The sequence below is a fragment of the Calothrix sp. CBUCES-K 9914 genome (assembly GCF_059640475.1).
The window spans coordinates 1-25,169 of the sequence record NZ_JBXXZH010000014.1; the positions used below are offsets into that span (position 1 = coordinate 1).

Annotated in this window: 13 protein-coding genes and 1 pseudogene; 6 read left to right on the forward strand and 8 right to left on the reverse strand. The window is 39.1% G+C overall.

The window, feature by feature from the left end; all coding sequences use genetic code 11:
• A pseudogene (locus tag AC2JBO_RS04905) lies at positions 1-294 on the forward strand (CHASE2 domain-containing protein); the annotation flags it as partial.
• Positions 287-1,045 (forward strand): DUF928 domain-containing protein, encoded by a 759-nt coding sequence (locus AC2JBO_RS04910; protein ID WP_496952511.1) that lies wholly within the window; start codon positions 287-289, stop codon positions 1,043-1,045. The pseudogene AC2JBO_RS04905 and the gene AC2JBO_RS04910, both read left to right, overlap by 8 nt.
• 100 nt (positions 1,046-1,145) lie before the next feature.
• Here the strand turns inward: AC2JBO_RS04910 and AC2JBO_RS04915 are convergent, their stop codons facing one another.
• Positions 1,146-8,219, reverse strand: a complete 7,074-nt coding sequence (locus AC2JBO_RS04915) for a calcium-binding protein (RefSeq protein WP_496952512.1) — start codon at positions 8,217-8,219, stop codon at positions 1,146-1,148.
• Positions 8,220-8,286: 67 nt separating this feature from the next.
• The gene (locus AC2JBO_RS04920) at positions 8,287-8,790 is read right to left on the reverse strand and encodes a toxin-activating lysine-acyltransferase (RefSeq protein WP_496952513.1); all 504 of its coding nucleotides are present in this window, start codon (positions 8,788-8,790) and stop codon (positions 8,287-8,289) included.
• A 527-nt stretch (positions 8,791-9,317) separates the two neighbouring features.
• Between AC2JBO_RS04920 and AC2JBO_RS04925 the strand changes: the two genes are divergently transcribed.
• The 4 genes from AC2JBO_RS04925 (at position 9,318) to AC2JBO_RS04940 (ending at position 17,182) form a co-directional block, all read left to right on the forward strand.
• Positions 9,318-12,014: a CHAT domain-containing protein gene (locus AC2JBO_RS04925; protein WP_496952514.1), complete on the forward strand. Its 2,697-nt coding sequence runs from the start codon at positions 9,318-9,320 to the stop codon at positions 12,012-12,014.
• 95 nt (positions 12,015-12,109) lie between these two features.
• A complete protein-coding gene (locus AC2JBO_RS04930) occupies positions 12,110-12,889 on the forward strand; it encodes a DUF928 domain-containing protein (RefSeq protein ID WP_496952515.1) in 780 nt (259 codons plus the stop codon).
• Positions 12,890-13,055: 166 nt separating this feature from the next.
• Entirely contained in the window at positions 13,056-15,278 is a 2,223-nt protein-coding gene (locus tag AC2JBO_RS04935; protein WP_496952516.1) for a CHASE2 domain-containing protein, read from the forward strand.
• A gap of 212 nt (positions 15,279-15,490) precedes the next feature.
• The gene (locus tag AC2JBO_RS04940; RefSeq protein WP_496952517.1) at positions 15,491-17,182 is read left to right on the forward strand and encodes a DUF262 domain-containing protein; all 1,692 of its coding nucleotides are present in this window, start codon (positions 15,491-15,493) and stop codon (positions 17,180-17,182) included.
• Between the two features lie 537 nt (positions 17,183-17,719).
• Here AC2JBO_RS04940 and AC2JBO_RS04945 read toward each other — a convergent pair.
• From AC2JBO_RS04945 to AC2JBO_RS04970, 6 genes are all read right to left on the reverse strand, one after another.
• The gene (locus AC2JBO_RS04945; RefSeq protein ID WP_496952518.1) at positions 17,720-19,675 is read right to left on the reverse strand and encodes an Hsp70 family protein; all 1,956 of its coding nucleotides are present in this window, start codon (positions 19,673-19,675) and stop codon (positions 17,720-17,722) included.
• Between the two features lie 72 nt (positions 19,676-19,747).
• The gene (locus tag AC2JBO_RS04950; RefSeq protein ID WP_496952519.1) at positions 19,748-20,692 is read right to left on the reverse strand and encodes a hypothetical protein; all 945 of its coding nucleotides are present in this window, start codon (positions 20,690-20,692) and stop codon (positions 19,748-19,750) included.
• 81 nt (positions 20,693-20,773) lie between these two features.
• Positions 20,774-20,959, reverse strand: a complete 186-nt coding sequence (locus AC2JBO_RS04955; protein WP_496952520.1) for a ribbon-helix-helix domain-containing protein — start codon at positions 20,957-20,959, stop codon at positions 20,774-20,776.
• Between the two features lie 172 nt (positions 20,960-21,131).
• Positions 21,132-22,973 (reverse strand): tetratricopeptide repeat protein, encoded by a 1,842-nt coding sequence (locus AC2JBO_RS04960; RefSeq protein WP_496952521.1) that lies wholly within the window; start codon positions 22,971-22,973, stop codon positions 21,132-21,134.
• Between the two features lie 70 nt (positions 22,974-23,043).
• Complete coding sequence (locus AC2JBO_RS04965; RefSeq protein ID WP_496952522.1) at positions 23,044-23,490, reverse strand: response regulator; 447 nt, start codon at positions 23,488-23,490, stop codon at positions 23,044-23,046.
• A gap of 106 nt (positions 23,491-23,596) precedes the next feature.
• A complete protein-coding gene (locus AC2JBO_RS04970) occupies positions 23,597-25,111 on the reverse strand; it encodes a sensor histidine kinase (protein ID WP_496952523.1) in 1,515 nt (504 codons plus the stop codon).
• Positions 25,112-25,169: the final 58 nt, after the last annotated feature.

The window sequence follows — 25,169 nt, forward strand, 5'->3', positions numbered from 1 at the left end:
AGTGCTGCCCTAGATGGGCGCCCACTACTCTCGGTATTGCCATTCTGGGGAGAAGGTATTTGGATTTTGCTTTGGGCGATCGCGGGTAGTTTTTTGGGATTGCTACGACAACCAAAGTTATCCGGTTTTGCTGCTATAGTAACTATTGTTACCATATACATTAGTTGTTTGGGGCTGTTAATTTGGCTTGGTTGCTGGATACCTTTGATTCCCCCTGTGCTTGCCCTCTTTGGCAGTGGTGGCAGCACTTTTATTGTTATCAAATTGTTAGCACGAAACGAAAAAAATGATTAATAAATTCACGCCGGAGACTCTGAGCTTAATCGCCTTACTCGTATTTATTAATACTAGTGCTATGACCGCAGCACAGGCAAATCTGCCAACTAATTTGATTGCCCAGTATCAGCCTCCTCCACCTCCCAGTCGAGGGGCGCCAGGAAAACGGGGAACAGGCGCCAGTCGAGGCGAGTGTCTCCGCAGCCAGACTCCCTTAACTGCCCTTGTCCCCTCATTTAATAATTCTCAGAAAGACCAAGACGTTTGGGGATTAACAACGCGCGAACGACCCACCTTTTGGTTTTATATACCTTTTGCTAGAGGATGTAGCACTATTGAACTTGTGTTGCAGGATGACGCAGGTATTTCCCTATATAAGATGCCTGCCACTGTTCCTACAAAACCTGGCATTATCGGCGTGCAGCTACCTGCCACCGCTCCAGCACTCAAGCCCAATCGGATATACCATTGGTTGTTGCAAGCGAAAGTGAAACCAAAAGATTTAGAAGAGGAAGAATTATTCGTGGTGGATGGCTGGATACAGCGTATTAACCCCAGTACTAAATTGAGCCAACAGCTAAAGCAAACACCTATAAATAAACAAGCGCGACTCTATGCTGAAAATGGCATTTGGTTCGATGCCTTAACAACTTTAGCAGAACTGCGCTTAAAGAATTCTCAAGATACAGCAATAGCACAAGAATGGAAGAGTTTATTGAAGTCGGTGGGATTAGAAAACTTTGCGGTGGAAGCGCTCAGTCGCAAATAAAGTAGTACTCTTCAATGCAAGACAAAAAAAGCACGCCTGAGTCTCAAGCGTGCCAAAGTAGATAAATTTCATGTCGATGATTTATTGACTCTTCTTCTCATTAAACCAGTGTAGTATTACTAACTAATGTGGTGTTAATATACTGGCTGCCTCCCAAGGTAAACAAGTCATTTAATGCAAATGTTGAACCATTGCTCTGAGCATAAGAACTACCTTGGTAAAGATCACTCAACAACTCAATTGGGTAAGTGTGATTACCAATAAAACTTGACTGACCCGCTTGAAACGTATCATTCCAATTTAAGTAAACATCCAAGCTACCAAGGGTGTTGTCGTAACCGAGAAGGCTACTAGAGTGTAGGGCAATAACATGGTTTGCATCTGTGGCATCAAGTCGTTCTGACTCTTCCTTAAATCCATACTCAAACAATGGCCCTGCTGGATCGAGAGCTATAACTGTATTCAAAGCACTACCAGTTAGGCTATCGTAAGTGTCGGCAGCAATACCGCTCACATGGGCGCCTAAACTGTGACCGATAAGGGTTGTATTGGTAGAATTAACGCCTAAATTACTTAAGAATTCCCCTAGCTCTTTGCCAACAATGGCTGTGTCATCGGCAGATTCCATATAATTGTAGTTATCGGCCAAATCTGTCCAATCAGTTAAGAAAATATTGGCGTTAGGATTGTATGCTGCAATCGATTCAGCTAAATCTATAAAGTCAGTAGCTGTGACTCCATCACTTTGCCATCCGTGGGTAATAACATATGTTGATTGAGTGCTGTCAAAAATACTATCTTGACCCCACAAATAAAACTTAGCTGATTTAGATTCTTGATAAAGCTTAAACTCGTTATCATTACCCTCAGTAATATTATCAGTGCTAAAAGCTTTAACTAACTCTTGAACTTTATCCTGCTGCAAGCTAAAACCATCATTAAATTGGAAGGTATCAATACGTTGGCTTTCATCCGCATACCAGTTTTGCAGAATAATTGTTTGGTCAGCATTAAGAATGCTTATTTCTAGGTCTAAATCTCCAAACTGCTTGAAGGTGATATTATTTGTACTGTATGAGAAGTCAAATGTCAATGTATCAGTTGTAGCCGTATCACCTTGGTTGTCAATGTAAGCAGTAAGTTTGCCAGCTAAAGAACCATCAGTATTCCACTTCTCTAGGCTATAGGTATCATAGCCAGTGCCGCCAATGAAGGTGTTATTGTTACCACCGATAAAGAACATATTACTACCACTTCCACCTTTGATAGTGTTATTCTCACCATCGCTGATAATAGTATCATCACCATCGCTAGCATCAAAAGTATTGTAATAACCACCAGCATTAATTAAGTCATTACCACTACCTGCATTAAATTTACTATAAATGTCGGTAGCGGTAATAGTGTCATCACCTTCACCAGTATAGACTTTGTTGTTAATACCATTAGAGAAAATAGTATCGTTGTCAGCAAAGGTGTATATTTTGTTTCCTATTCCAATGTTAACAACCGTTTCTTGACCGTAGAAATCAATGAAGTAATTGGATTTTCCGCCTGCAAGCATCCAGTCATCGCCATTACCACCGAAGACAATATTGCTTTTACCGATACCAAAAATCGTATCATTGCCTTCGCCACCGAGGAAAATATTAGACTTACCGCCAGCTAGTAGAACATCCTCACCATCGCCACCACTAATTATGTTACTTTCACCTAAACCGATGACAATATCGTTACCGCTTTGAGCTAGAACATTGTTGGTTTTACCGAGAGCAACAATGATATCGTCATCACTACCAGCAGCTATGATGTTAGTTTGTCCAGCAGCAAGGATAGTATCGGCGCCGCTACCACCAAGAATGTAGTTAGACTTACCAGCACTAAATATTAGGTCATTACCCTCATCACCTAGTACAGCATTATTTTGACCGGCACCCAATACTACGTCATTACCAGCACCACCTAACATGACGTTATTTTTACCAGCGCTAACTAGAATGTCATCTCCTAATGCAGCGCTAACAATATTAAGTTTACCTGCCGCAACGATAATATCGCCGTTATCCTGGTAGAAATTAAATTTGAATCGATTCAGGAAGTAATTAGAGTTGAATTGAGATAAGTTGGGAGTAAGATTTGACGAGTTAGGTAAAGATAACTTAAGCGAAGAGAAGTCAGGAAGACTAAAGCTAGGAAGGGAAAGATTTGATAGTGTACAACTTAGGGTTTGAATATCGTTAGTACTACTTTTATCTAATGTGCTTAAGTTAGGTAAACTGAAGCTGGGTATAGAAATATCAGCAGAAGTTGAGACAGAATCAAACCCAAACTCATCTAAAGAGTAGTCAAAATCAGAAAAATTTAAGTTGAAGTTGAGGTCAAAGCTAGTATTTGTACTATCGGAGGAGAGGAGAAAATTTGATAGGCTTGGTAATTCCAAAGAGCCTAGGTCAATATTTTTTAAGCGATTCCAGTTAACATCTGGGAAAAAGCTTTCAATATTTATTTCAGAGGGGATATCAGGGATAAAGTCATCGGTGCTAGGAAGTTCAATTGAGCCATAATTTAAATGGTTCAAGTAACCTTCTTCATAAATAATATTTTTGCTTCCACCAGCAAAAATTAAGTCACTACCATTACCACCACTTAAAATGTTAGTTTGGCTAACAGCAACGATAATGTCATCTCCGTTACCAGCGCTCACAGAGTTTTTCTGACCGCCTGCAAGGATAATGTCATTTCCATTACCAGTATTAACAGAATTTTGCTTACCGCCAGCAAAGATAAAGTCATTGCCCTCGAAGGTGTAAATTCTATTACTTGAACCAATGCTAACAACAGTATTATTGCCAAAGAAATCGAGAACCTTGTTGTTACTTCCTCCTGCAATAATCCAGTCATTGCCACGATCACCAGATATGGTGTTGTTTTGACCAATACCGACAATAACGTCATCACCGGCGCCACCGAGGAAGATATTCGACTTACCACCAGCGAGTAATACGTCGTTACCATCACCACCGCTAACTCGGTTACTTTCACCTAAACCGATAACAATATCATCACCACTTTGAGCGAGGATATTGTTGCTTTTACCGAGAGATGCCACAATATCATTGCCGCTACCAGCCAGTACAACGTTAGTTTGTCCAGCAGCGAGGATAGTATCGTTATCACTACCACTGAGAATATAGTTAGATTTACCTGCATTGAGAATCAGGTCGTTACCTTCATCACCTAGTACCAGATTATTTTGACCAGCACCAAATACTAAGTCGTTACCAGCACCGCCAAACATGACATTATTTTGACCAGCACTGATAATAATGTCATCCCCCAAGGCGCCACCAACAACATTGAGTTTACCTGCTGCGACAAGAATATCACCGTTACCGTTGTAGAAATCAAAGCTGAATCGAGATGTGTAGTCAAAATTAGGTAAATTAGGTAAATTGGGTAAATTGGATAAATTGGGTAAAGATAAGCCAGGTATCGATAAATCAGGGAAAGAAAAATTAGAGAAATTAGGCAGAGAAATAGTTGGTAGAGACAAACTGGGTAGACTCAAATTAGGAATATTTAAGCTAGGAATATCAAAATTTACTATTGGGATAGTAAAGCTTGGTGTTTCCCAACTAGGTAAACTGAAACTAGGCAAAGAAATTTTAGGAACGTAAAAAGAACCAAAACCAAAATCAGTTAAAGAGAAATTAAAATCAGTAAGATTGAAGTTGAAGTCTAAATCAAAACTCAAATCTGGGATATCAACGTTAATATCAATACCAAGAAGTTGATCTAAGCTCAAACTCAAACTAGGAAAATCTAAACCTGTAATATTTATCTTGAACAAATTCGTCAAATCAATATCTGGAATATTGAAATTTGAGAGGTTGAAATCAAGATTAGGAACATTTACATTTGGAAGAGTGAAATCAAAACCGGGGATATTGACATTTGGAAGACTAAAATTAATATCTGGAATCTTGTAATTGAAATTTTTCAAGTTAAAATCAATACTTGGAACTTGAAAATTAACATTTGGTATTAAGCTCGCGATATAATTCCAATCAACACCAGGAAGTAAATCGCTAACACCAGGAATTTGAATCGAATCTAAAGTCCAACCTTTATTTAAACTATCTCCATAAACAAAGTTATAGAGTCCCCCAGCAACAACAATATCTGCTCCTGCATCACCTACAGCAGCATTATATTTTCCAAGGGTGACAATCACATCATTTCCGGTGACTTGCTTAGTTGTGTCAACATTACCAGCATTTTTCCAATCTACACCAGCGTTAATTTTATCGGTTTTAGCATCTTTACCTGCATTCTTGGTTTCACTGGAACCAAAACCATTCAAAGTCATTCCTAGGGAATCACCGAAAGCAATATTCCCCATACCAGCAGCAACCATGATATCATCGGCGCCACCACCAATCATGGCATTGACTTTACCCACACCAACAATAAGGTCTTTACTATCACCCCAAGATGTCAATATATTGTATAAACCAACACCAACCATTGTCGAGGAACCATGACCTACTTGGGTTAGTAAATTACCTTTACCTACGGCAATCATGGTATCTTTGTCGTAGCTATCGCTAACTTTGGTGAGAATATTGTAGGCACCACCAGCATACATATTGGTGTTACCGCTACCAATCTTGGCAAAAACGTTTGCTCCACCAATAGCAGCCATAGTATCAGTACCACTACCAGTTTTGACAAATACGTTGCCAGCAGCAAGTCCATATATCTCGTTGTTACCGTCAGAGTCATAAACAACGTTGGCGCCACCACCAGCTATAACTTTGTCGTTTCCTGAACCGGAGAGAACTACATTTAGCCCACCACCAACAACAATCTCATCATTTCCTGAACCAGATTGAATTACGTTAGTACCACCAACCGCAATGATATTGTCAGCCCCAGAACCTGTAGTAACTACATTCGCAACACCACCAGCAATGATTTTATTATTGCCGTCGCTAGCGTTAATGACATTAGCGCCACCGTAAGCTTCTATATCGTCGTTACCAGAACCAGTATTAATTACGTTGGCACCGCCACCTGCGATGATTTTATTGTTGCCATTGCTAGCGTTGATGACATTGGCAGCACCATAGGCTTCAATATTATCACTACCAGAACCAGTATCAATGATATTGGCGCCACCTGCGGCGTAGATATTGTCAGCATTATTATCATCATTAGCATCTATTACGTTGGCGCCACCATAGGCTTTTATCGTATCCGAACCGGAACGAGCGTAAATTTTGTTATAGCCACCTTCAGCTGTGATGGTATCATTACCGTCTCCAGCATCAATATCGTTGTAACCACCTTTTGCTGTGATAGTGTCATTACCAGAACCAGCATCTATATCGTTGTAGGCGCCTTCAACGTAAATATTGTCCGCAAGTCCATCATCATTGGCATCAATTACATTACCAGCACCGTAAGCTTTTATCGTATCAGAGCCGGAACGGGCATAAATTTTGTTATAGCCACCTTCAGCAGTAATAGTGTCATTACCATCTCCAGCATCAATATTGTTGTAGCCACCTTTCGCTGTGATGGTGTCATTGCCAGAACCTGCATCAATAATATTGGCGCCACCTTCTGCGTAGATATCATCGCTACCATTGTATACTCTTTGTACTGTAGTATACACAGGAGTAGATATAGGAATGCGTAAAAAACCAATATTTTTGTACTCAGTTATATATCCAGTTAGTACATTTTCTGAAAAGGTTTTGCTGGAACTGCCTTGAATATAATTACCGCCACCATAAGCTTTGATAACATTAGAATTACTGTCGCCATTTGTGTAAATTTTGTTGTACCCACCATAAGCAGTGATGCGGTTATCTCCTGAACCACCATAAATCTTGTTATAACCACCTTCAGCAGTGATGGTATCATTGCCGTCTCCAGCATCAATGTCGTTATAACCACCTTTAGCTGTGATCGTATCATTTCCACTACCCGCATCTATGTCGTTGTAGGCGCCTTCAACGTAGATATTGTCAGCAAGTCCGTCGTCATTGGCATCAATTACATTACTAGCACCGTAAGCTTTAATTGTGTCATAACCAGAGCGAGCATAAATTTTGTTATAGCCGCCTTTAGCTGTGATTATGTCATTACCAGAACCCGCATCAATAGTATTGGTGCCACCTTCAGCAATGATGGTATCATCACCGTTTCCAGCATCTATATCGTTGTAGCCACCTTTTGCTGTAATCGTGTCATTACCAGAACCAGCATCAATATCGTTGTAGGCGCCTTCAACATAAATATTGTCAGCAAGTCCATCGTCATTGGCATCAATTACGTTACCAGCACCGTAAGCTTTTATCGTATCAGAGCCAAAACGGGCATAAATTTTGTTATAGCCACCTTCCGCAGTAATGGTGTCGTTACCATTTCCAGCATCTATATCGTTGTAGCCACCTTTTGCTGTGATAGTGTCATTTCCACTACCCGCATCAATAATATTGGCGCCACCTTCAGCAATGATGGTATCAGCATTACCATCATCATCAGCATCAATTACGTTTCCACCACCGTAAGCTTTAATTGTGTCAGAACCAGAACGAGCATAAATTTTGTTATAGCCACCATAAGCAGTGATGGTGTCATTGCCGTTTCCAGCATCTATATCATTGTAACCACCATAGGCAGTTATGGTGTCATTACCCCAACCAGCATCAATATCGTTGTAACCACCTTCTGCGTAGATATAGTCAGCAAGTCCGTCGTCATTAGCATCTATTTTGTTGTAACCACCATAGGCATAAATTGTATCGTAGCCCTCACCTGCATAAATTTGATTGGAAGCCGCATAGGCTTTAATGGTGTCATTGCCAGAACCTCCATCTATATAATTAGATATTCCCCAAGCTTCGATATTGTCGTTACCAGAACCACCGTAAAGGTCAGACCTACCTGAGTAAGACTTGATAGTATCATCACCAGAGCCACCATCAAGCTTAACGTAAAGTGCATAGGCTTTAAGGGTGTCATTACCATCATTTCCGTAAGCTGCACCAGCACCGTAGATTGCAAAATCATCGTTGCCACTACCACCATTTTTATAAAAGGGGTTAACGGCATTATTGACATCTTCTACTACATTTACTACTTTTTTTACTACTTTTCCCATGACAAATCTCCCAACTAATTAAGTTAATGAATTAAAACAAAATGTTTGAAAAAGATTAGTAGACAACTTATACTGTCCAATAATAAATAGAACGTAAGCTGCCGTCTGGATGAATTTTGAAGGACTTTGCTGGTGTTCCTTTGGGTAATATATTTGTACGTAAGTCTTTGACAATCAAACGCGCGTGACCGAATGGGGCAATAAATTCAGGAAACCATAAGTTGTTGCCACCCTGCCACTCATCAAGATTCAAAATATATTCTGCTGTCATGAATTTTTGCTCAACTTCATCACTTAACCATGCCCAATTAACAAATCCAATTGGTCTACCGTTAATTTCGTAATACCGAAATTGATTGTGAATTAAAGCTGGAACAAATCGCTCTGCAATATCTGCGACATTGTATTTTCGGTGCAGTGGAGAACTCATCATTAAATGAGTTATTACACCAATCATTTGTAAACGTTGTTGAACAGAAAATGATTCTATTGTATTGGTTTGTTGTTTATCTGGGGTGAGAATGTGGGATTCTGTTGTATTTGGCATTTCTGGTTCTGAAAGTAGTTGCATTTTTTTTTACAAGATACTACTCTCTTTATTGAAGCTATAGATTGCTAAAATCGCATCGAGAATCTTGCTTAGTATAAAATTGATAGAAAGTTAAGGCTTAATAAACTATAAGTACAATCATTTAATTCGCTGATGAAGATACGCTCAATTATCTATTTCAAATTAAGGCATATCAAGGCTTTTAGCTTGAATGTTTTTTCGTAGGCTTACGCAAATTAATTAAGTTACTTTTTATACAATTTTTTCTATCAGCTTCTGCCTCAAAAACCCGGAGCCAGCATAAGCACCCAGTATAAATTGTCAGGAGATAGTAATAGTTGTACGGTATATTATTAACCACGCACTCCCCTCGCTATACCAAGCGTTAGTAAAAGCGCTTGGTTTGTTACGAATAATTAAGGAGAGTTTATGCGCCTTTTAGTATGTTGACTTCGCACGGTCGGAATTGAATCATAGAAAGGGGCAAGGATTAAAAAAATAGCATAAGATGTTCTGTTATTCTAATCCCTAGTTTCTTATTTGATATTATGTTTCCTAAAAAAAATATTTTTACTCTTTGTTTAACCCTTGGCTTGATACCAACACTTGCATGGCAACCAGTTCTGACTAAAGACTCTTTGGCAAAATCTTTGGGTAAAGCAACAAGTCCGCAAACCAAGCCAGCACAAACTAATCAACAAGCTCAAGTACTTACCCTTTATCAACCTCTTCAGAACCTACAATGGGAGGGACAACGAATTAGCAATACTGGAATTGCTTACTTTTCGCTTGATGGTTTGCAAAACGAATCTATCTCTGAGTCTGATTTAGATATAGCACGTGCGAGTAAAGAACCTCGTAAAATTGCCAAAACCTTAGCAGCATTAGGATTATCCCGTCATCTTCAAGGCGAATATGACCGCGCGATTGATTACTATAAACAAGGATTAGAAATTGTTAAACAAAACTCAGACTCAGAATTAGAAGTAATGCTTCTAGGAAATTTGGGACTAGCACATGTCCAAAAAGGGAATTATTACGCGGAGGCGATAGCTTATTTAAATGACTTTTGGAGGTTAATTCAATCTCTTAGTACAAATAGTAATACTACACAGTCTCAAGTAGCTCAAGCATTAGGTAATTTAGGGAATGCTTATTATGGAGCTGATTTGTACGTGCAGGCAATTACGTTTCACCAAAAGCGTTTAGCTTTATCTCGAAAAATTAAAGACCAAGCAGGAGAAGCAAAAGCTTTAAACGATTTGGGCATTGTTTATCAAGCATTGGGAGAATCTAAGAAAGCAATTGACTATTACTCTCAAGCTTTAACCCTTGCTCAGAAAATTAAGGAACGTGTACTTATAAGCTTGGCTCTGGGAAACTTGGGGGTTATTTATCAAACCCAAGGTGACTATGCTGAAGCTGCCAATTATCAGCAGCAACGTTTAGCGGTCGCGCGCGAATTTAAAGACTTACGCTCGGAAACTTTAGCACTGGCAAATTTAGGAGGGATAGCTTATTCACAGGGAGATTATAATAAAGCGCTCTCACTCTATGAGGAAGCCTGGAAAATTACTTGGAATAAGTTACGAGATGCCGATATTTTATATCGCATTCGCGGCAATCAAGGACTTGCATACTTTCAGATGGGTAATAACGAGAAAGCTTTAGAGGCTTATCAGCAGTATTTTCAGTATGCCTCCTCGCGTAGCAATCGCCGGGAAGAAGGTATTGCGAAAATTAATGCCGCAGCTGTTAGGGTTCAATCAGGTAATTTAACAGGAGCAGACAAAACCCTGCGAGAGGCAATTGAAATTTGGGAGTCTCTGCGAGCCAGACTTGGCAGCAATGATAGCTTCAAAATCTCCATTTTTGAAACTCAAAATGCACCTTACAGTAACCTGCAATCAGTTCTAGTTAACCAAAATCAACCTGAAGCCGCTCTAGAAATTTCCGAACGGGGACGTGCGCGCGCTTTTGCCGAACTACTTGCTCGCAGTCTTTCCTCTGTTGCTGACAAAAAAGAGCCACTTTCTAAGCCTCTTGCTTCTCCAACGATTGCTGAAATTAAAAAAATTGCTCAAAATCAGCGTGCCACCTTAGTAGAATATTCCATCGTGCCAGGAAATTTCAAAGTTCAGGGGAAACTGGAAACGCGCGAATCTGAACTTTTGATTTGGGTAGTTCAACCTACAGGCAATGTAACACTACGTCGAGTAGACTTAAAACCCTTGTGGCAGTGCCAAAACCCCCAGTTATGTTATCCAAAAGGACTAAGTGATTTAGTCACTAAAAGTCGTAACTTCCTCCAAAAGAGAAATCGCAGCTTTGGTGGGAACAGCAACACATCTCAAACCGATGCCAACCCCTTATTTAAACTTCAGCAATTATTAATTCAGCCCGTTGCCGACTTACTTCCTCAAGATGCAAATGCCCATGTCGTTTTGATACCTCATAGATCACTTTTTCTAGCCCCTTTTGCCGCGCTTCAAGATGCCACAGGCAAATTCTTAATTGAAAAGCACACAATTTCATTTGCCCCTTCCATTCAAGTATTAGACCTCACATACCAACTGCGAAAGCAGAGAGCAACCAAGAATTCTGCCTCCGCTTTAATTGTCGGTAATCCAACCATGCCAAAAGTTGTAACTGAGGTAGGGGAACCACCCGAACAATTATCTCCCCTACCCGGTTCTGAGGAAGAAGCCAAAGCTATTGCCCAACTTTTCAACGCCAAAGCGCTAATTGGCGCCAACGCTAATAAATCAGAAGTAGTGCAACAGATGACCAATTCAAGCGTAGTTCACTTAGCAACCCACGGATTGCTGGATGACTTTAGTGGATTAGGAATACCAGGAGCAATTGCCCTTGCTCCCGATCCTACATCCCAAAGTCAAACCTCGATACAGGAAAATGGTATCCTGACTGCCAGTGAAATTCTCAATCTTAAATTGAACAATGAATTAGTTGTTCTTAGCGCTTGCAACACAGGGAGAGGTAGAATTACTGGAGATGGGGTGGTTGGTTTATCTCGCGCGTTCGTTAATGCAAAAGTTCCCAGTGTCGTAGTTTCTTTATGGTCAGTACCCGATAACCCAACTACTTCACTGATGACTGAATTCTATCGCAACATGCAACGTCAGCCTGATAAAGCCATTGCATTGCGTCAAGCCATGTTGACCACAATGAAACAACATCCGGATCCATTTGATTGGGCCGCTTTTCTGTTGATTGGTCAGCCGTAATTATGGTAAATCCACAGTTTTTAGTTGAATGCAAAATCTGAGTTTGCTTTTGGGAATACTTAACTTAGGCAGTTAACCCCTACCCCTATATCAACATGAAATGGATTAAGCCATCGCTATATTGTGTAGCCTTTTTTTTACCCTTGTGTTTGAACTGCGTTACACTTTCTGCTTTCGCAGGACACGAAATACAACTTCAGACGGAGCATACCAAGAAAACTTGGCTTCTTAGCCAGGGATTTAAACCACCACAGCGGGGAAACCCTCCTGTAAGTGCTGGTGGTTCAACCCGTAGTATTTCTTGCATATCAAGAAACAAACAAATAACTCCGCTAGTACCTCCAAATAAGTTAGGGCTAACATTTGCTAAACATCCAACATTTTTCTGGCATGTACCGACATCTGTGACTAAAACAGCCAAGTTGACCATCCTGACAGATAAAAATCAAACCGTATTTTATGAAACATCTTTTAGACTTCCGGGTAAACCTGGAATTATTAGCTTTACTCTTCCTGATAGTGCGCCTGCACTTGCAGTAGGTAAAACTTACCGCTGGAAGCTGACAGTTGTTTGTGATGCTGAAGACGAGGGTGGAAACCCAAGTGTAGATGGTTGGGTGGAACGTACTCAGCCAGAATTACGCTTATCACAAGCTTTAGCAAAAGCATCGGAGGGAAAGTTGCCTACTCTCTATGCAGAAGCAGGGATTTGGCACGAAGCGCTAACTACTTTGGTAAAGCTACATCGTGCCGAGCCAAATAATTCAAAAGTTAAGATGGATTGGCAAAAATTTTTACAATCAGTTGGGCTAGATGCGATTGTAAAAGAGCCATTGATTAACTGCTGTACAGCTGATAATTCATCATCACAATAGTACTGGCTCCTGAACAATCAGTACTAAATATCTAATACTCTATGTCATTAAATTTGGTGGGTCATCTCTTAATAATTCTTTCTTTGCGTCCTTTGTAGTCCATTTTCTTAATCCCCAAAAATAAATTACACAGACCACTAAATTTAATAAATATAATGTAGGCACTATGTGGGCAAAGCTGAAACCGCAAATTTGGCAATGGCGGGGTATTTTATTTGCAGTTCCCAATGTTACACTCCTGGTGATTGCACTACGCTTAACAGGATTACTGCAATTGTTGGAATTGGCAGCGTTGGATCAATTTTTTATCCTCCGACCACCAGAACCACTTGATACCCGCATTCTCATAGTTGATATTAATGAGGCAGATATCCGTAAACAAGGTCAATGGCCCATGTCTGATGAGTCACTTGCTAGCTTGCTAAACAAAATCAAACAGCAGCAACCTAGAGCGATCGGTTTAGATATCTACCGTGACTTACCCGTCAACCCTGGTCATCAAGAGCTACTTAAGGTGTTTGAGTCTACTCCCAATTTGATTGGAGTGCAAAAAATCTCTGATAGTATCGATAGTTCTGCGGTTGATGCACCTCCAGCGCTGAAACAACGTCAGCAAATTGGCGCCAATGATTTACCTTTAGATGGGGATGGTAAAATTCGGCGCGGATTGTTGTACTTAAACTTAAATAAGGAGGAGACTCTTGAAAGCTTTGGGTTGAAACTGGCATTATTATACTTAAAAGCTCAAGGTATTACCGAGCAACCAGCAAAAAATAACTCTAATTACTTGCAATTAGGTCGGGGTGTTTTTCCTATTTTTGAAGCAAATGATGGGGGTTACGTCCGAGCAAATGCTGGCAGCTACCAAGTGCTGTTAAACTACCGAGGACGAATAGAGCAGTTTACCAGAGTTTCCCTCACAAACGTGCAAGAAGACCACATCCCAAAAGACTTAATGCGGGGCAAGGTCGTATTAATTGGTGCAACTGCTGAGAGTTTGAAGGACTTATTTTACACACCTTACACCAGTAATATGTTTACTTCCCCAGAACGCATGGCGGGTGTGACAATTCACGCTAATTTAATTAGCCAAATTTTAAGTGCGGCTTTGGATAATCGTCCACTAATAAAATGCTTACCTGAGCAGCTAGAATGGCTATTGATTTTGGGCTGGTCAATCATTGGTGCTACTCTGTCCTGGGTACAACGCCATAACAATAAACAGAAAAACCTCATGGTTGTCAGCGTTTTCCTAACGGGGGGTTGTTTATTTGGCGCCAGCTTTGTAGCGTTTCTTGCTGGTTGGTGGATTCCCGTTGTACCTTCCCTGCTGGCATTAGGAGGAGCGGCGATTGCTGTAACTCAGTATATTGCCCAAAGCGCTACTGAGATGCGAAAAACCCTTGGTCGTTATCTAACTGACGAAATAGTCGCCAATATACTGGAAACTCCTTCTGGTTTAAAGCTGGGAGGAGAACGGAAAAAAGTCACAGTTCTTGTATCTGATTTAAGAGGATTCTCCGCTATTTCTGAGCAATTGCCACCTGAGCAAGTAGTAAAGGTCTTAAATCTTTATTTAGGAGCAATGACAGATGTTATTAATCAATATAAAGGCACGATTAGTGACTTTATGGGTGATGGCATTTTTGTAATGTTTGGGGCGCCGATTAATCGTAAAGATGATTCTACTAGAGCAATCGCCTGTGCTGTAGGGATGCAATTGGCAATGCAGCAAGTTAACGAACAAAATAAGCGAATGAATTTACCAATCCTCGAAATGGGAATTGGTATCAATACAGGTGAGGTCGTGGCAGGAAATATTGGTTCTCAAAAACGCGCTCAATATACCGTCATCGGCAGTCATGTCAATTTGGCTGCGCGAATCGAAACTTATACCGTGGGGGGACAGATTTTGATTTCCGAAAATACCCGAAAAGATGCCAATATTGACCTCCAGATTGTCGGAAAACAAGAAATAGAACCCAAAGGAATGAAAGAACCTATAACAATTTATGAAATTAACGGCATTGGGGCTGAATATAACCTATTCCTGCCTCAAGAGAATGAGGTAATCATCAGCTTAAATCAAAAAGTAGCTGTAGAGTACACAGTTTTGCAGGGAAAACACGTCCTTGACACAGTATTTGAAGGTGAATTAATTGGTCTATCAGAAAAAGGCGCGCAACTGCAAGTTTCACAAGAATTAAAACTTTTTAGTAATCTTAAACTCAAGTTATTAATTGATGCTTCCCTGACTATAGAAGAGAAATACCTGTATGCCAAGGTGGTAAAAAAATCTGATGTTGACGGGCGCCATTTCCTAATATCATTTACAGCTATTTCGCCAAAAGCAAGCGCAGTTCTCAACACATTAAGATTAAGAATATAGTTTTTGTCCTTCAGGGCGGTCAGCATCAATATTTTGTTTGAATCTTTTCCAGGCTTCTGCTTTTTATGCAACTTCAGCAACATCTCTTAAAGGATTATTTGAGAGTATATTAAAAGTATAAAATGTGATATAATAATTATATTGTGAGCGCATTGGAGATTTTGTGTAAAAAATGGGAAGAATAAGTATGTAATCTTAAACATCAAATATTTATGACTCCTGTCAAAATTCAAGCATCTGAATATCCTCTGCATAAAGTATTTAAAGATGACTTTACCTTTACCATTCCGATGTATCAGCGTCCTTACGCTTGGGGAAAAGAACAAGCCGGAGAACTACTAAACGATTTGATTACAGCCTTAGAAGAAGGTTCAGAAAATATTGATGAAATAAATCCTTACTTTTTAGGAAGTATTGTACTAATAAAGGATGATAAGCCAGATTCAAAGGTTATTGATGGGCAGCAACGTTTAACTACGTTAACTATAATCATATCTGTTCTAAGAGAATTAGTATCTCCTGACTATAAAGACAAAATAACTCCATATATATACCAAGAACCAGATTTTTTTCTGGATGCTGAATCTACTATTTATCGTCTGACTTTACGTGAAAGAGACGCTGCATTTTTTAAAGAGTATATTCAAAATAAAGGTGGTATAGCTAAACTAGAATCATTACTTGATTCAGGTCTTTCTGAAAGTCGTAAAAATCTAAAACACAATACTCTTTTGGTCAAAGAAATCTTACAAGAATTTAATCAAGATAAATTGCAAAGTTTAACTAAGTTTATCTTAAGATGCTGCTTTTTAGTCGTTGTGCAAACTCCAGATATTGATTCTGCTTACCGTATTTTCTCAGTTATCAACAATCGTGGGCTAGATTTATCACATGCAGATATTTTTAAGTCAGAAATTCTTGGTAAAATTGATGCGGATAAACAAGATCTATATAGCTTGAAATGGGAAGAAGCCGAAGAAAAGCTAGGCAGAGAAGAATTTAAAAGTCTCTTCTCTCATATTAAAATGATTCACGTTAAAAGTAAACCTACTCAAAGTATTCTTAAGGAATTTTACAAAGATGTCAATCCATCCCCTACCCAATACCCTCGCGAATTCATTGATAAAATTCTTATCCCACTAGCTAACGCATTTTATGATATTAAAAATCAATCTTATAAAAGCGATATATTAGAAGCAAAAGTTAACCAAAGTTTTCAATGGTTATCTTGGATAGATAATTCCGATTGGATACCACCTGCAATTTTATTTCTCTCGCAAAATTACCATAAACCCGAACTGTTGTTACGCTTCTTTACCGATTTAGACCGTCTTGCATCAGGTTTGATGATTCAAAGGTACAATATATATGAAAGAGTCGAGCGTTATAGTAAATTACTTAAAGCTATTGAATCAGGGACGGATTTGTATACACCTGGTTCACCACTACAGTTACAGCAATTAGAAAAAGATAACATATTAAGAATTTTTAATTCTGAACTCTATTTGATGAGGAAAATTCGGTTGTATGTTTTATTACGTTTAGATGCAGCATTATCGCGCGCAGAAGCTGAGTACAAGTATTCTACTATCACTGTAGAGCATGTGTTGCCACAAAATCTAGCATCTGACAGTGAATGGCTTAAATGGTTTCCGAGTAAAGAAGAGCATGAAAAATATGTCCATCGTTTAGGAAATTTAGTATTACTACCTTACTATAAAAATAGTGAGGCAAAAAATTATGATTTTGAGACTAAAAAAGAGAAATATTTTAAAACAAAATCTGGTGTTTCTCCCTTTGCGCTGACTACTCAGGTTTTGACAGAAAAAGAATGGAGACCAGAAGTAATTGAAAAACGACAAGAAAGTTTAATTAATGTATTTAAAGAGCTTTGGCGTTTATAGATACTAAGTTTTAGTGATAGTACTGGTGCCTTACTTGTCTATTCACGGCGCCAGTTATATTAGTGTAAACGCTACGTAGGGTGCGTCAAAGCTATTACGGTCTTCAATAAAACAAAAAATCATGTGCTTTGACGCACCATAGCTCTACTGATTCATTCTTGGAAGGAAATTAAGTTCAGTTGAAATTTGCTACGAAATTACACGTAACTCCCGTCTTTTCTTTGTGCCCTTTGTGCCCTTTGTGGTTTATTTCTTTAAAGAACCACAAAGACACATAAACCGAAGGTTTTCCCAAAGGGTAGAACACAAAGGGCAATAGCAATTTTTCTTTTTAGAATGAATCAGCCCTGCCCCTAACCGAGTTGGGGGGATTTTAGTTCTTAACCGAGCAGTATTGCCATAGCTCGTGCTGGTGCATGACTACAAGTCTGTGCTTTAGCTCCAGAATTCGATAATTAAATAAAGTATTGTTACAAGGGAGAGTCGTTAAGAAGACGTTTAGGGGAGGCAGGGATGCCTGCTCCACAAGAGTTTATTTTAAGCTATTAATAACCTTGCTTTGTCTGCTTGTTCTTGAACGCTTTCTTTTAACCATTCGCTTATAGCTTTGGCTAATTTAATTGCAATGGTGGGGTCTTTTGTTAGGGTTTCATGGATTTTTTGCTGTAGCTCTGGTTTCTTGGTTGTCGCTAAATTACTAATACGCGCGTCTGACACAAAATTTCGTACCCAACCTGGAATATCAGTTTCTTTAACCAAAGATTCTCCAGCAAAGTATGCGACTATTCCTAAGATAGGCGCCAATATTCCCGCAAATACCAATATATGGAATAATCCTGCTAAAACGGCGCCGACTATTAAGCCAACTAAGTGTCCCATAAATACCGAAAGTCCTGTTAAGTCCTCAAATGATACCGATGTTGACACTTTCTCGGTTTGGTCACTCAAGTTTATCTCTCTAGCATTTAATGTACCTAAAGGCAAGTTATATTTACGAGAAATTGCATCAGTTTGTTCGCGAACCTCATTTTGCACTGTTGATAACCAGTCTACCAGGCAATTTGTGACTTTCTGATTTCCTTCACTTCCTGCTAACCAAGCTTTCGCTTTTTGTTCAATATCCGCTTCGAGTGCTTTTAATGTGCTAATCTTACGCTGGCGCCAGTCTTTAATACTTGTTGTAATAACTTCATTGACTAAACCAGTTGCAAGTTCTTCTGCAAGTTTATCTAAAAATGTAGGTATGTAGTTTCCTACAATACTTGTAAGCTCATTGTCAAGAAATTGACTTATTTCTTTAACAAAGCCAGATGTACGAAGATACACCCTTCCCCAACGTGCGAGTCCTCTAGCGATACTCAGTTCAGGTTCCCCGTCACGTTTACAAGAAAGTTGGGGAAACACCTCTTGACAAGTGTCTAAAACAAAGTACATTTTAGATGCACTACCTGTAAGTAGTATCGCGCTTGGTTCAATATCTAATTCAGATAATTTTTTCTGTACTGTTAATAGCTGGTCAGTGAAAGCTTGGCGCCAACTTTTATTATCTAATTTAGCCAAAGGTTTATTTAGAATAATATCCATTATTTTGCCATTGACCAAAGGCATAAATTTATACCTACGCTGAATATCTTCGCTACCAACATTCACGAAGCTATCTTCGTGTAGTTGAAAAAAGTTAAAATATTCTTCTTTGGCTTTGCGACAGCGTAACTCGCAACGGTTCCTATATATAGGATGTTGTTGAAATATCGCTTCTAGCTGTTCAACTTCTTCTAGCTGTAAAATTTCACTTTCATTTAAATGGTCGGCAAGATGAACGATTTTTTCATTTCCTTGACGGTATTGACGGTGCAGTTCTAGAGTTAATTGTAATATTTCTTTATCGATAAGCAAGGCGCCTAAATCGTATCCAAAGTCAATAGGAGTATCAGCCATACCCTTAACGAGGGTATAATCGGTAGTCGAAGAACCAATATCGATAATCAATACAGATTTTTGCAGCTCTTGAATAGTAAAGATACCGCTTTCTTTCGCGTGCATCAAAGCCGCACGGGATTCTTTAACAATGTTAGAATTGGGTAAAATCTCACATAAAAGCTGCTTATACGTATTAATTTCTTCTTGCCACCATCCCGAAGGACAACCGATAAAGAAGTAGTTTGTATCGGAGGTTTGAATTTGTGTGGTAGAAATTAAGTGGTCATAGATAGCTTTTACAAAATCTTGAATAGTCTTCTGATACTCCTTGTCATCGAACCGTCTACTTTTGAACGCAATATCAAAAGTATTGGCATCAGAAATTTGAAAAGCCATATCACCAATAAGAGTACCGCGCGTTGGGTGGTTCGCGATAGCGGTGATTTGACTTTTGCGGTTGTTGATTAGTAAACTTTGGGGAGTATCTTGGTTATTTGCGCTGACCCAGGTCAGTGATGTTTCACCATGACCTAAGTCGAAACCAATAATTTTAGTATTTAGATAATCTTCCATAATATCAAATAGTACTGAGTGCTGAGTGCTGAGTGCTGAGTTCTGAGTGCTGAGTACGAAGTTAATTATTACTCAGCACTTATTTGGTTCAATAACGTAACCAGGTAATAAAACACGGTTATCTTTCACCAAAGCGTGTTTAAGCGTAATATAATCACTAGCCGACCCATCCAAACTTGGTTCAAAATAAAACATATCTTGGTCTACACTTGGCTTGTAAGTAAGCGCTTCAATACCATGATGCCTTAATACACTAGCTGCTTGCTCAATACGGCGCCTTACAGTTACAGGTAACTGAATGTTATCATCGAGTCCATCAGCCATTAAATCTTGGAGATACTCTAATAAATCGAGATTATTCTCTATACCCTCAGATGGTATTTTATCCTCGTTTCGATAACCTGCAACTGTAATATCAATTGACTGTAAAGCTTGATAAAGATAATTTAGTAACTTATCTATATCTATACTTACATTACTTACTTCGATTTGACTTACTTCTAAAACTTGATTCTCTTTATCTTTAGACGGCTTAATAACCTGTGCTATTGCACCTCCAGTTATACCACCTATTGCGGCGCCTATAAGTCCCCAATACCATCCACCTTCAAGAACTCCCGCTAACCCCCCAGCTAGTAAACTACTAAGAAATTCTCGACTTTGCTCTGCTTTTTGCATCAACCGAAGCTTATAATTAGGCGCCGTAATTGCATCTTTGATTGGAGATACTAACTTTGCTGTTAATTCTGTCAAATTTGGCTGTTGTTGTATATTATCATCTATCTGGGGTTTGACTAGTAATAAAACACTTGTATACTGGCTCAAAGATTGTAACATCGTGCGTGCGAGTCTTGCTTGAGGTGGAGTCAAGCTCTGCATATACTCGCTGTTAATATCGGTAAGCGCGTCTATTTCACGTTGAATAACCTTGACCGCAACTTCAGGCGCCATATTTGGCTGAAGCTGAGACTTTAATTTATCTTTTATTCGTTGGTAGTAGTTTGTAAGTGTTGTCATACAGTGTAATAATTAATATAAAAGTAATTTTATATACAAACTGCTTTATATAATCAGATTAAATTATAGTAGTTTACTTTGTTAGGCGCCGACTAGTTCAAGATTGATGTTTAAATAAATAATGATAATCGTTAATACTACTTTAGACTTACTCATCACTGCTTTCTGTAACGCGGCTTTGATAACTTCTTCATAAGAAGCACACTTACCGCTATTTATTTGATTTTCAATAAATTGCTCCAGGTCTGGTGTTAATGATATATTCATTTATCGTTTTCCCGTTATTTTTAACAACATATATTTCTATTATGTAGAAACATGCAAGGCACCCATTCTACAAGAATAATTTACATCCTTTTATCTTAGCCCGCGAAGGCGGGCTTTGTTCGTATAGCCCCACCCTTGAGGGTATGGGGTATGGGGTGTGTGGTATGGGTAATTACAATTCCCGTTTATAATCTTCTAATAATTGCGGCAAATAATCGTAACCATCTACACCGATAACCGCAATAATTCTAGGACGGCTTTGTTCTAACGCTTGTTGAAAATTATTCTCACCTAATTGTGATTGTAGTCGAGTTAGCAAAGATGCAGGTTTATGCCACTCGCGCGATGCAATTTGATTTAACAAGTACATTGCCAATGAGGCAGTATACACCGCACGTTCAAAATTGGCAAGGCTATAATTAGTTGCAGCTAAGTGCGATAAATTTAAACCCTGTAAATATAAATCTCCTGCTAATTGTGCTGCTTGAAACCCTGCTTCTAAATTTGTGACTGCAAGTTGCAACTCCCCAATAACTTGATACGCTATCCCCAAACTACTCAAACATAAAGCTTTACCCTGTATATCACCGAGTTGCTCAGATAATTTTAAACCTTGCTGTAAATAATTAATCGGCATTTCATAACTATCTGCAAGAGCGTCTTCTTGCTGTGCGTTCATGACTTCGCTGTAACCTAAATTAACTAGCGCGTTTTCTTCCCCTACTTTATCACCTGCTTGCCGACTCAGTATTAACGCGCGCTGACTGTAATTTATGGCTTCGCTATAATCTTTCTCTTCAACACAAGAACGGCTAAGATGGTTAAGGTTTGCAATTTCACAAATTCTATCACCCGAAAAACGAGCTATCTCCAACGCTTCAATATGAAAACCTTTTGCACGCTGGTTTTGACCCATCGCGCGTTGTGAATATCCAAGTAATGTTAAAATTCTCGCTTTTTCTTGCGTTCCCTCGGCATTACGTAGCGGTTCGTCTAAATAATCTAATGCATCGCGTAAATAATTACCAGAAAACGATGCAAAAATGCCTCCATATAATGGAAAATACTGGCGTTGTGAGAAAGTACGTAATATTTGTAGCATAATTTGCCAACAGCCATCAGTGTATATTTTGGAAATATTCTGAAAACCATTTGCCAGCAAACTCCAAATTACCGCAAAAGTCAAAAACGTTGATATCGAAAGTTTGGAACCTGCCTTTACGTTATAAGGTTGTTGGTCGAACCAGTGAACTAACCCACGTTGAATATATTGTAAGACTATAGCTAACTCTACCCAATCGCTTAATTGAAGCGCGCGTTGCTGTTCGGCAAATTCGATTGCTGATTTTTCTGAAGCCAAAGTTTTAAATAACGCTTGGGGTATTTCGCTTTTAACGTGTTTTGCCCAAGTTGCCCAAGGACCACTATCACCAGGCGCCCCACCAAACCCCATTGTTTCTTGCCGTTCATACATCCAGCTAACTAAGTTATCTTGGATACGCTGCCATGATCCAATGCCACGATTGACTCCATCATATATTTGTTGTAAATTAGAATCTGCTTGGGCGTATTGTTGTAAAGACTTTGCTAACTGTTGAATTTGCTGAATGTTTAATGGTTGCTTTTGATTTGGGTCAACCGTGCGTAAAAATACACTTAGCTGTTTATCTGGTTCTGCTGTGATAATTTCTCGAATTGCCGACGCTGTGACTGCACTCGCTTTGTTTTGTTCCTCCGCACGCTGCCATTGTGTTTGAATAGTCTTCATCGCGCGTAGACTACGAGTAAGTTTGGCTTTTTTGAGTTCGTCCTTAAGAGAGTCAACGGAAAGCTGAGTGGAACTAACTTGCTCTGCCAACAGCATCTCAAAAACTTCCCCTGTATCAACACTAACTCCCTTGAGCAGCATTTGGTAAACCTGCTCAACAGAACTAATTTTACCCTTTAATGTGGCTTCTACTATTTCCGAAATTAAAGCCAGATATTTATCGCGCAATGATAGAGAGTCAGACACGGCAACATACACATAGCAGCAATACCATTCTAACTTTGTAAAGACGTGATATATCACGTTTCTCTGCTATTTATATAGAGAGTTGTGGTTTCTCATTAAAAACCATCCAGTGTAGGTTAAGAGTTTTAACAATTTCCACTAAATCATTAAAGGCAACAGGTTTAACGATATAAGCATTTACACCTAAATCGTAAACGTTGTTAATATCTATATATTCTTGAGAAGCGGTCAGAACAACAACAGGTACACGCTTTAGTCCAGGTTGTTGCCGTAACCACATTAAAACTTCAGCCCCTGACCGACGTGGTAGTTTTAAATCGAGTAAAATTAGCACAGGTAGGGGGTATATGTTACGGTCATCATAAGGCGCCTGTCTAGATAAATATAGTACCGCCGCATCACCATCATTAACGATTTGCAGCGGGTTAACAATTCCGGCTTTACGAACCGCACGTTGCATTAGCAAAACATCTTTACGATTGTCTTCTACCAATAGTATAGTATCTTGACTACTCATTTTTATAAGTTAGGAGTTATAAGTTAGGAATTAGGAATATTACTCAGCACTCAGAACTCAGAACTCAGAACTCAGCACTCAGCACTCAGCACTCAGCACTCAGCACTCAGCACTCAGCACTAAATTCGATCCAAAATCGACTACCTTGTCCTGGGTGTGATTCTACACCAACAAGGGCATTTAGACGCTCGGCGCCTTTACGGACGATAGCTAGACCAATACCAGTACCGGGATATTCCTCATTACTATGTAAGCGCGTAAATACAGTGAATATACGCTCCTGATATTTCTGAGGAATTCCAATACCATTATCCTCTATCCAGAGACGTATTTTATCATAAGTGTGTTCTGCACGTATTTGCACGACTGGTTTAACTTCAGGAGCAACGAATTTTACTGCGTTACTTACCAAGTTAGAAATAACTTGAATTAGAATAGTATAGTTGCCGATAACATCAGGCAAAGGTTCTTCGACTTGTACTGTTGCTTGTCGCTGCTGTATCGTTGGTTCTAGCTGTATTAAGACTTCTGCGACTACACAAGACAAATCAATAAGTCTTAATGGTAACTCGCTACGACTAATACGGCTGTACATTAATAAATCATCAATAAGTCTGGTAGCAGACTGTATGCTAGTAATAATACGCTGTAGATATTCTTGTTGACGCTCTGGCTCAAGTCTCTGATTTTGGAGTATTGTACCAAATCCTTGAATCGCGCGTAGTGGTGAACGCAAGTCATGGGAAACCGAGTAAGTAAACGTTTCTAAATCTTGGTTTACCATGACTAACTTTTTATTTGTTTCATCTAACGCGCGATTTGTAGCTTCGAGTTCAGCAGTACGTTCAATTACGCGCTGTTCTAAAATAAAGTTTAGCTGTTGTCTTTCAATTTGAACTTGTTTACGTGCTGTAATATCTTTAATCAAGCCATCAAGTACCTTTTGTCCATCAATCTCATTCAGAGTTATACTCAAAGTTACCCAAATAGGTGTGCTATCATCACGTTGCAATTCAAGTTCCAATTCTTGCTGCGGTTCTGGTAGCTTTTCCAAGATTGAGTAGTATTCGCAAATGTTCAGTATATCTCTAGTTTGTAATTGTGTTAAATTATCTATACCTAGCAATTTGAGAAAAACTGTATTGCTTTCAATGTAATTTCCATTAGCGTTTGCCCTAAATGTTCCTACCTGTAACTGATTAAGTAATCTACGCAAGTGAATTTCTAATAACTCAGAAGAGCGCCGATTTTCTAAGCGTTCAATCGCAACATGTAATGCTACTGCTAATTTAATATACTTAGATTGCGATTTCAGAATATAATCATCTAGCCCAGACTTCATCGCTTCAACCGCAATTTCTTCGCTACCTGTACCAGTAAACATGATTACAGGGCAGTAAGGGTACAAATGTTTAACAGTTCTTAAAATATCAAGCCCAGTAGTCCAACGTAGTTCATAATCAGTAATAACGGCATTGAATTGTTTTGCAGTCAAAGCAGTAGCTAATTCCTTTTCGTCAACAATTTCTTGAACCTCAATTTGAGCAAATTCGCGCTTTAGTTCTCGAATTACCAACGCGCGGTCTGCTTTATTATCGTCAATAACTAAGACATGGAGCATTTCTTTAGTTTGACTCCTAACTCCTAACTTGTAACTCGTAAGGTGCGTGACGCTACTA